This is a genomic window from Mucilaginibacter sp., from assembly GCF_036383575.1.
GTDB lineage: Bacteria > Bacteroidota > Bacteroidia > Sphingobacteriales > Sphingobacteriaceae > Mucilaginibacter.
Genome location: NZ_DASVOB010000841.1, coordinates 1 through 3,073, shown reverse-complemented (window position 1 = coordinate 3,073; position 3,073 = coordinate 1). Strand labels below are relative to the sequence as shown.

At 40.9% G+C, this 3,073-nt stretch carries 3 protein-coding genes and 1 pseudogene; all 4 read left to right on the top strand.

All coding sequences use genetic code 11. The annotated features are described in order from the left end of the window. Window positions 1-499 (top strand): annotated as a pseudogene (locus VF500_RS29630) (MFS transporter); the annotation flags it as partial. 182 nt (window positions 500-681) lie between these two features. Then, window positions 682-1,263: a hypothetical protein gene (locus VF500_RS29625; RefSeq protein ID WP_330863109.1), complete on the top strand. Its 582-nt coding sequence runs from the start codon at window positions 682-684 to the stop codon at window positions 1,261-1,263. 246 nt (window positions 1,264-1,509) lie between these two features. Then, window positions 1,510-2,091, top strand: a complete 582-nt coding sequence (locus VF500_RS29620; RefSeq protein ID WP_330863108.1) for an RNA polymerase sigma-70 factor — start codon at window positions 1,510-1,512, stop codon at window positions 2,089-2,091. Window positions 2,092-2,268: 177 nt separating this feature from the next. Then, the coding region (locus VF500_RS29615) for a FecR family protein (RefSeq protein WP_330863107.1) at window positions 2,269-3,073 on the top strand (805 nt) is incomplete at its 3' end.

The following is a 3,073-nucleotide window of genomic DNA, read 5'->3' as shown; positions in this document are numbered from 1 at the left end:
GCTATCATTCATAAAACAAACTGCCGGCCCTGCCGATTATTGGACGAGCTTTTTTCCGGGTGTACTTGTTTTTGGTTCGGGCATGTCTTTGACGGTAGCACCGCTTACTGCAACGGTAATGGGATCGGTGAGTGATCATTTTTCGGGCACTGCATCGGGCATCAATAATGCTATGACACGTATTGCCAACGTTTTTGCCAATGCCATTTTTGGTGCATTGGCTGTACTTTTTTTTTCGGGTGCCATGCAGGGCGAATTAAAGAAACTCCCGCTGAACGAAAAAGATAAAAAGGAGGTAATGGCGCAGTCGGCGAATTTGGGTAATGCCAAAGTGCCCGCTAATATTGATGAGGTCAATAAAAAAGCAGTTGAAATTGCCTATCACAACGGGTTTATTTCGGTTTATGGCAACATTATGCGCATATGCGCCGGGCTGGGTTTTTTAGGTGCACTGATGTCAGTTATTTTTATCAGGAATAGTGCTGTTAAAAAGGAGTGATTTTTCGTAGAAACGCATCACATGCGTCTCCTTTTGGACAGGCGGCCGGAAATGAATAACCGCAGATGCATGTCATGCGTTTCTACAAGGGTAACCATATAAAAAATTCAGATCAGCCTTGCAACCATTTGTTTATCATCATCGTCTACCTTGTAAATCAGATCCATCTAAAACTTATTATTATGCTAAATCTAATATCCTCCCGAAATTTTGTAAAATTATTTGCCGCATGCTTTTTATTCCTTGTTACTATCAGCGCATCTGCACAGGATAAAACCAAAACGATAGGCAATAAGCTGCGAACCGGCTCATCCAATACTTCTTTCGATGCCGTTAAAGGCAGACAAGTAGGCATTGAAATGAGTGCCGGTAAGAAACAGGTACAACTGCTGACGCTAAGTTTCCACACGCAAAACCGTTCAAACGATAGCATCCCATTTAAAGTGAATGTTTACCAAATGGCTGGGAAGTTTCCAAACGAAGCCAATTTGGTTAAAGACGAAATAAAAGGCTATATCAAACAATATAATCACCAGGATAATCACCAGCTAATTACAGTAGATCTATCGCCATATAATGTTAAGGTAGCCGGAGATATTGTAGTTTCTATTGAGTTTTTGACAACTAAAACCGGTTCAAATATTGGTTTTGCCTGCGGTTTGTTTAACGGCGGCACCTTTCACAAAGACACTGAAACCGAGCCGTGGAAAAAGATCCCGGTTGTTGGGGTTGATTTTAATGTGTTGGTGAAAAAGTTAAAGTAATCATCTTCTAAATCTCCTTTGGAGGAGGCTCTTTAAAAGAATAACTTCTAAAGGGTAGAGGTCAGAAAGGTCATCAGTTCCGGTAGTATCAGAATTGGGCATCATACAGTATTGCTGAATAAAAATCGCGCTTACATCTTAGCGATAAAAGCATATATTTGGGTTGGTACATTTAAACTAAACATTAAGCCACCATGATGTTTGTATATGTAAATTATATACTGTCTCAAAAATTCTGAAAAACACATGGTCCCTGATGATCTGTATATAGCAGACGATGCTGAACTGCTAACGCTTTTAAGTGAAGGTAATAAGCCTGCTTTCGATGCTTTATATAATAAGTATTGGAAACAGGTTTATAATGCTGCTTACAAAAGGCTTAATGATACCGAGCGGGCGCAGGATATTGCCCAGGATGTATTTGTGCAGTTATGGGTGCGCGGCTCAAGATCGCCAATAGAAAATTTGCCAGCCTATTTGCTGGTTGCTGCCCGTAACGGTGTTTTTAAATACATGGAGAAGGAGTCGCGCTATGCAGCCCTACCCGATACGGCACAGGAAATTGAAAGCCCCCTTGGCCGAGCCGATGCCAATGTACTTCATGACGAATTTTTGAAATCTTTTAATGAACTTATAGATACGTTACCGCCCCAGCAACGTATTATATTCAATTTGCGCTTTAATGAAGGCCTCTCAAGCCAGCAAATTGCCGATCAGTTGCAGATCTCGCCCAAAACCGTCCGCAATCAGATGGGGAAGGCCCTTGCTACACTTCGTAAATCACTTTTCTTACTTCACGTGCTGCTTTATTTTTATCAAAAAGGTTGATAAAACGTTTTTACTTTTGAATTGATGCATTATTTTTATCGATATTAATATTTTATTGCGGATATTTTATTCGTTAGGCTTTAATTATGTATTCTTTTCAAAAAAAAGTTTAAAAATATTTTTAATTGACGTGGGCTATTTTCATTTTGCCGACTCATGTATATATAAAGGATGTAAATGGACGAGGCGAACAAACAATATTTTATACAAATACTAACAAAGTACAGGCTTGGAGAGGCTACACCGGAAGAAATTAAATTCCTGGAAGCGTATTACAACCTGTTTGATTTAAATGATGACCTCATTACTGAAGAGAACGAGGCCGACTACGCACACCTGAAAGATGCCATTAAAGCTACAGTTGATCAAAGAATAGCGCAGTATGAAAAAAAGCCCGTTACCTTGCCTTCAAGATATGGCTGGATCAGGTACGCCGTGGCAGCCTCAATTCTGTTGTTTATTTCGGTTGGTGCTTACTTTTTTATTCGCAACAATCATAAGGCCGATAATTTCGCAGTAAATACTTATAAAGAGATAGTGCCTGGGACTAACAAGGCTACGCTTACTTTAGCTAATGGCACAACGATATCGCTTGATGACGCTAACAACGGGCAGATAGCTAAACAAGCCGGTGTTAAGATCACTAAAACAGCCAATGGACAGATCGTTTACCAGGCCGAAGCAACAGGGCAGGAGCAGGCCGTTCAAAATACGGTTACCACACCTAAAGGAGGCCAGTACAAGATCATCCTGCCCGATGGTACAACTGTTTGGCTTAATGCGGCTTCGTCAATAACTTATCCAACGGTATTCAAAGGTGTTGATCGAGAGGTGACACTCAACGGAGAGGGGTACTTTGAAGTGGCTAAGAATAAAGCAATGCCTTTCAGGGTAAAATCGGCCCTGCAAACTGTTGAGGTGTTGGGCACGCATTTCAATATCAACACTTATGCCGATGAAGCGCAGGTGAAAACCACGCTGC